The organism is Streptomyces sp. MB09-01 (assembly GCF_033794505.1).
Lineage (GTDB): Bacteria > Actinomycetota > Actinomycetes > Streptomycetales > Streptomycetaceae > Streptomyces.
On record NZ_JARAYQ010000361.1, the window covers coordinates 1 to 6,419 of the forward strand.

The 6,419-nt window shown below is 73.5% G+C and carries 5 protein-coding genes; 4 read left to right on the top strand and 1 reads right to left on the bottom strand.

All coding sequences use genetic code 11. From position 1 onward, the window contains the following. The first annotated feature begins 179 nt into the window (after positions 1–179). From PV721_RS39745 to PV721_RS39755, 3 genes are all read left to right on the top strand, one after another. Positions 180–386, top strand: a complete 207-nt coding sequence (locus PV721_RS39745; RefSeq protein ID WP_319733192.1) for a hypothetical protein — start codon at positions 180–182, stop codon at positions 384–386. Positions 387–778: 392 nt separating this feature from the next. After that, positions 779–1,810 carry an Rv2578c family radical SAM protein gene (locus tag PV721_RS39750; RefSeq protein WP_319733194.1) on the top strand — a complete coding sequence of 344 codons (1,032 nt, stop codon included), beginning with the start codon at positions 779–781 and terminating at the stop codon, positions 1,808–1,810. Positions 1,811–1,922: 112 nt separating this feature from the next. Beyond that, entirely contained in the window at positions 1,923–3,494 is a 1,572-nt protein-coding gene (locus tag PV721_RS39755) for an alpha/beta hydrolase (protein ID WP_319733196.1), read from the top strand. Between the two features lie 43 nt (positions 3,495–3,537). On the opposite strand, the gene PV721_RS39760 is transcribed toward PV721_RS39755, so the two are convergent. Next, positions 3,538–4,089, bottom strand: coding sequence for an adenylosuccinate lyase (locus PV721_RS39760; protein ID WP_319733198.1), 552 nt, complete (start codon positions 4,087–4,089; stop codon positions 3,538–3,540). 430 nt (positions 4,090–4,519) lie between these two features. On the opposite strand from PV721_RS39760, the gene PV721_RS39765 reads away from it, so the two are divergent. Beyond that, entirely contained in the window at positions 4,520–6,316 is a 1,797-nt protein-coding gene (locus PV721_RS39765; protein WP_319733199.1) for a 3-hydroxyacyl-CoA dehydrogenase family protein, read from the top strand. Positions 6,317–6,419: the final 103 nt, after the last annotated feature.

A 6,419-nucleotide genomic window follows, 5' to 3' on the forward strand; every position in this document is an offset into this window, starting at 1 on the left:
GGCAGGCGGCGTGCAGGGGGTCCTCCACGTCCTCGGACCACCAGCCGTCGAGGGTGAGCACGTTCCCGTGGGGCAGACAGGCTCCGGACTCGCGGCGTACGAACTCCTCGCGGCCGAGCCGGGAGAGCTCCTCGACCGGGTGGTTCGACAACAGGAACTCCGCCCACCCGAGGTCCGCGGTGCGCGTCGAGCAGGGCGCGCTTCCCGGCGAGGAAGGCCTTGGGCAGGTCCTGGGCGGCGTACGCGTGATGGCCCTCCCGGCAACAGCAGCGGCCGTCGCCGCAGGGCTCGGCGGAGGGGTGGCGGCGGGCCAGGTCGTGCCACAGGTCCCAGGCCCGGCCGGCGAGCTCCTCCCCCGCGGCACGCGTCTCCTCCAGCGCCAGTAGCTCGCGCGGCCCGCCCGCGCACATGCCCGGGAGGGGCGTGACCGGAACCCCGTCGGGCCACGGGCCCTCGCGCACCAGCCGGGGGTCGGTCTCGCGACCGGGCTTGACCCGGAATCCCTCGCCCGCCTGGATCCCGCCCCGGATGCTGCAGCCTTCCCACAGGCCGAGTTCCCCTTCGGCCTCCCCCATTCGATCGAAGGGGGCCATGGCCTCGGCCACTGCCGCCCGGACCCAGTCCCGGGCGTGCCCGGGCAGGCACACCGTCATGCTCCATCCCGCCATGACGGTCACCGTCGCACCTCGTCCGGCGCTGACCAGCGAATATCCCGACCCGCACGATCATGGGAACATTTGTTCTATTCTCTCGGCAGAGCTAGCGAGGGAGGCGCACCATGCGCTGGGAGAACCTGACCGAGGGCACCGCGGGCCCGGCCGCGCTCTTCGGGGCCGACGCCGTCGTGACGCGGACCTTCGACACCCCCGAATTCCGCGGCATCACCTTCCACGAGGTACGTGCCCGGTCGATCGTCAACCGGGTGCCCGGCGCCTCGCGCATGCCGTTCGAATGGACCGTCAACCCCTACCGGGGCTGCAGCCACGCCTGTGTGTACTGCTTCGCCCGCAAGACGCACAGCTACCTCGACCTCGACACCGGACTCGGCTTCGACTCGCAGATCGTCGTCAAGACCAACGCCCCCGAGCTGCTGCGCCGCGAGCTCGGCTCGCCCCGCTGGAGCGGCGCGCACATCGCCATGGGCACCAACGTCGACTGCTACCAGAGGGCCGAGGGCCGCTACCGGCTGATGCCCGGCATCATCGAGGCGCTGCGCGACCACGCCAACCCCTTCTCGATCCTCACCAAGGGCACGCTGATCCTGCGCGACCTCCCGCTCCTTCGGGAGGCCGCCGGGCTCACCGAGGTCGGGATCTCCGTCTCCGTCGGCTTCACCGACACCTCGCTGTGGCGGACGGTCGAGCCCGGCACGCCCTCGCCCGCCGCCCGGCTGGGCGCCGTACGGACCCTCACGGACGCCGGCATCGAGTGCGGGGTGCTGATGGCCCCGGTGATCCCCTTCCTCGGGGACCGCCCGGAGCAGCTGCGGGCCACCGTCCGCGCCATCGCCGAGTCCGGGGCGACCTCCGTGACACCCCTGGTACTCCATCTGCGCCCCGGCGCCCGCGAGTGGTTCACGGCCTGGCTGGGCGAGCACCATCCGCACCTCGTGGAGCGGTACGAGCGGATGTACGCGGGCGGCTCGTACGCCCCCACCTGGTACCAGCGCCGGATCACCCGCCAAGTCCACGACCTCGCGGCCGAATTCGGCATCGGGCCGTCCCGGCGCGGCGAGGCCCGCCGGACGGCGCCCCCCGAGCGTCCGGCCGTAGAGGCCCCCGCCGAAGCCACCCAGCTCACCCTGCTGTGACCTCGGACGGCCCCTGAAGGCTCATCACATCGGGCCAATGAGCAGCCAAATCCCGCCCTCCAGGCATGGTTTCCGGGACGATTCCGCCCAGAACCCTCGGCTGGGAGGCCCCATGCTGCACCCCTTGAAGAAGCGCACCGCTGTCCTGCTGTCGCTGTCGATCGCCACGGTCGCCGCCGCCCTCGCGAGCCCGGTCACCGCGGCCCCCGCGGCCCCCGCGGCGAAGCAGGCCGCCGCACTGCGGTGGACCGGCTGCGCGACCCCGCGCTATCCCACCCTGCAGTGCGCCTCCCTCAAGGTCCCCCTCGACCACGCCCGGCCCGCCGGACGCCAGATCTCCCTCGCCCTGACCCGGGTCCCCCACACCGCCGCCACCTCCCAGGGCCCGCTGCTGGTCAACCCGGGCGGGCCGGGCGGCAGCGGCCGCAGCCTGGCCGGATTCATCGCCTCCGCCCTCCCCAAGGACGTGGCCGCGCAGTACGACGTGATCGGCTTCGACCCCCGGGGCGTCGGCAAGAGCGAGCCCGCCCTCGACTGCGGGCCCGGCCACTTCGCCCCCGTCCGGCCGGACTCCGTACCCCGCGACGCGGCGACCGAGCGGGCCAACCTGGAGCGGGTGCAGGCTTTCGCCGAGTCCTGCGGGACCAAGCACGCGGACGTGCTTCCGCACATCGGCACCGTGTCGGCGGCGCAGGACATCGAGCTGCTGCGCGCCGCACTCGGCGCGCAGCGGATCAGCTACTTCGGCTACTCGTACGGGACCTATCTGGGCGCGGTGTACGCCAAGCTCCACCCGGGCCGGGTGCACCGGCTCGTCCTGGACTCCGTGGTCGACCCGGGCGGGGTCTGGTACGAGGACAACCTGGCCCAGGACCGGGCCTTCGACGCCCGCCACAAGGCGTTCCTGGCCTGGGTGGCCGCGCACGACGCGACGTACGGGCTCGGCACCGACCCGGCGGCGGTCGAGGAGCGCTGGTACGCGATGCGCGGGGCGGTGCGGCAGACGCCGGCGGGCGGCAAGGTGGGTGCGGCCGAGCTGGAGGACACCTTCATGCCCGGCGGCTACTACAACGGCTACTGGCCGAACCTCGCCGAGGCCTTCGCGGCGTACGTCGTGAAGCAGGACCCGAAGCCGCTGGTGTCCGCGTACGAGCGGTTCGGTGCGGTGGAGCCCTCCGCGGGCAACGGCTACAGCGTCTACACGGCGGTGCAGTGCCGGGACTCGGCCTGGCCGAGGGACTGGAACCAGTGGCGCGCCGACATGTGGCGCACGCACGCCGAGGCGCCGTTCATGACCTGGAACAACGCCTGGTACAACGCCCCGTGCGCGTTCTGGCCGACGGAGGCGCTGCAGGCCCCGGACGTGACCAACGCGGATCTGCCGCCCGCGCTCCTCCTCCAGGCGACGGAGGACGCGGCGACCCCGTTCGGGGGTGCGCTCAGCATGCGGGACAAGCTGAAGGGCTCGGCGCTCGTGGTGGAGGAGGGCGGCGGCAACCACGGGATCGCGCTGAGCGGCAACAAGTGCCTGGACGAAAAGGTGTCGGCGTACCTGAGGACGGGGCAGGCCGCGGACGCCACCTGCCCCGCCCAGGCGGCCCCGAAGCCGGCCGCGGCGACCCGCGCGGTCCCGCCCTCGGCGGGCGGCGCGGCCCTGCACGGCCTGCTCGGCTTCCGGGGCTGAGCGGCCCGCCGGCCGGCCGGTGGGCCGGCCGGCGGCGGGCCCGTCAGGCGAGCGCGCGCAGTGCGGCCGTGGCCGCCACCGCGAGGCGGGGGTGGGACTGGGCGCGGGTGAGGAGCTCGCGGGCCCGGGGGTCGGCGAGGGCGCCGAGCCCCTCCACGCAGGCCAGGGCCACCCGCCAGTACGGGTCGTTCGGTGACAGCAGCCGGGACAGGGTGGTCAGCAGGGCCGGTACGGACTCGGGGGCGCGCAGGGCGGTGAGCAGCCGGACGGACTGGAGGGCGTAGGCCGTGCGCAGGCCGTTGGTGGCGAGGGCCGCCGCCGCGCGGGCGGTGCGCGGGTCGTCCAGTACGGCCAGTGCCTCGGCGGCGGCCGCGCAGCGGGGCGGGTCCCGGTGGTTGAGGAGCAGGACGAGGGATTCGAAGGCCCGGCGGTCGCCCGCGAGGCCCAGCCGGTACGCGGCCAGTTCGCGGGCCCACAGGGGCAGCCCGGCCGAGGTCAGGGAGGCCGCCAGGTCGTCGGGGCCGGCCGTGAGCAGCACCTCGTACTCGGGGGACTGCCCCGCCTCCGCCCGCAGGCGCTCCAGCACGTCGTTCACGCGGCCACCCTAGGCCGACGCGGGGGCCGCCACGCCGGGTTCCGGGAGATCGGCGGGGGCGCGTTGATCGATGATCGATGATCGGTACATTTGGGCGGTACAGGTCACATCTCCGTGCTCTGGCGCACCAGTTACCGGCGAGTTACTGTCCTAACAACAACACGTACGAGGGCGGCCTGGTGACGCAGCCGCCTCGTGCCGGTCGGTTCGATCATGCACGGTGTGACCCCGGGACAGGGTTCCACCGCTACCACCCTCCGGGCTGCCCTTCCCTCGGGGCACCCCCGCCGGGTTCCCTCCCCTGGGCCTCTGCCCGGGTCCCTCACCGCACGGCATTCCGTACGACCCTCCGCACGGCTTTCCGTTCGGCACCCGCGCGCTGTGCGCCGCGCGTCCCTCAGTCGTCACCCTCTTCCACTGGAGTCCCTCGATGGACCGTCAGTCCAGTCAGCCCAACCTCCAGACCATCGCCGTCGTCGGCCTCGGCACGATGGGCACCGGCATCGCCGAGGTCCTCGCCCGGGCGGGCCGCGAGGTCATCGGCATCGACGTCAGTGAGACCGCCGCCCGCCGGGCAGCGGCCGCCCTCGCGTCGGCCACCGCGCGCTCCGTCACCCGGGAGCGCCTCACCGAGCAGGAGCGGGCGGACGTGCTCGCCCGCTTCCGCACCTTCACCGACCTGGCCGCCGCCGCCGAGGCCGACCTCGTGATCGAGGTCGTGCCCGAGTCGTACGAGGTCAAGCAGCAGGTGTTCCGCGAGCTCGACGCGATCGTGCGCCCCGACACCATCCTGGCCACGGGCACGAACGCCCTCTCGGTGACCCGGCTGGCCGCCGAGTCCCAGCGCCCCGAGCGCGTGCTGGGCTTGCACTTCTTCAACCCGGCCCCCGCGATGAAGCTGGTCGAGGTCGTCTCCTGCGTCCTCACCGCCCCGCCGGCCGTGGAGGCGGTCACCGGGCTGGCCCGCGAGCTCGGCAAGGAGCCCGTCGCGGTCGGCGACCGGCCCGGTTTCGTCGCCGACGGCCTGCTCTTCGGCTACCTCAACCAGGCCGCCGCCATGTACGAGGCGAAGTACGCCTCCCGCGAGGACATCGACGCGGCGATGCGGCTCGGCTGCGGCCTGCCCATGGGCCCGCTCGCGCTGCTCGACCTGATCGGCGTGGACACCGCCCGCACCGTCCTGGAGGCCATGTACGCCTCCTCCGGCGACCGGCTGCACGCCCCGGCCCCGATCCTCGGGCAGCTCGCCGCCGCGGGCCTGACCGGGCAGAAGTCGGGCCGCGGCTTCTACACGTACGAGGCGGCCGGCAGCTCCACCGTCGTGCGCGACCTCCAGACCCCGCTGGACGGGTCCCTGCTCGGTGCGGGCCGTCCGGTCAGCTCGGTCGGCGTGGCCGGCTCCGGCACCATGGCGAGCGGCATCGCCCAGGTCTTCGCCCAGGCCGGGTACGACGTGGTGCTGGCCGCCCGCAGCCAGGAGAAGGCGGACGCGGCGAAGGCCGCCATCGGCAAGTCCTTGGGCCGTGCGGTGTCCAAGGGCCGGCTGACGCAGGAGGCCGCGGACCGGACCCTGGACCGGATCGCCCCGGCCGGTTCGCTGGACGCCTTCGCCGAGGTGGACCTGGCCGTCGAGGCCGTCGCCGAGGACCTGGCGGTCAAGCAGGAGCTGTTCGCCACCCTGGACAAGGTCTGCAAGCCGGGTGCGGTGCTGGCCACCACCACCTCCTCGCTGCCGGTGATCGCGGTGGCCCGCGTGACCTCGCGCCCGCAGGACGTGATCGGCATGCACTTCTTCAACCCGGCGCCGGCGATGAAGCTGGTCGAGGTGGTCCGGACCGTCCTGACCGCCGACGACGTGCACGCCACGGTCCGCGAGATCTGCGTGAAGGTGCGCAAGCACCCCGTGGACTGCGGGGACCGGGCCGGCTTCATCGTGAACGCGCTGCTGTTCCCGTACCTCAACAACGCGATCAAGATGGTCGAGCAGCACTACGCCGGCATCGACCAGATCGACGCGGCGATGAAGCTGGGCGGCGGCTACCCGATGGGGCCGTTCGAGCTCCTCGACGTGGTCGGCCTCGATGTCTCGCTGGCCATCGAGAAGGTCCTCCACAAGGAGTTCCGCGACCCCGGCCTGGCCCCGTCCCCGCTGCTGGAGCACCTGGTGGCGGCGGGCTGCCTGGGCCGGAAGACCGGCCGCGGTTTCCGTGAGTACGCCCGCCGGTAACCGGTCGGGCCACGAGCCGGATGCGTGGGGAGGGCTGCTCGGGTCCGCCGGACCCTCACGGCGGACTGACCCTCCCGAGCCCAGTGCGGGCTCTCCCCCGCAT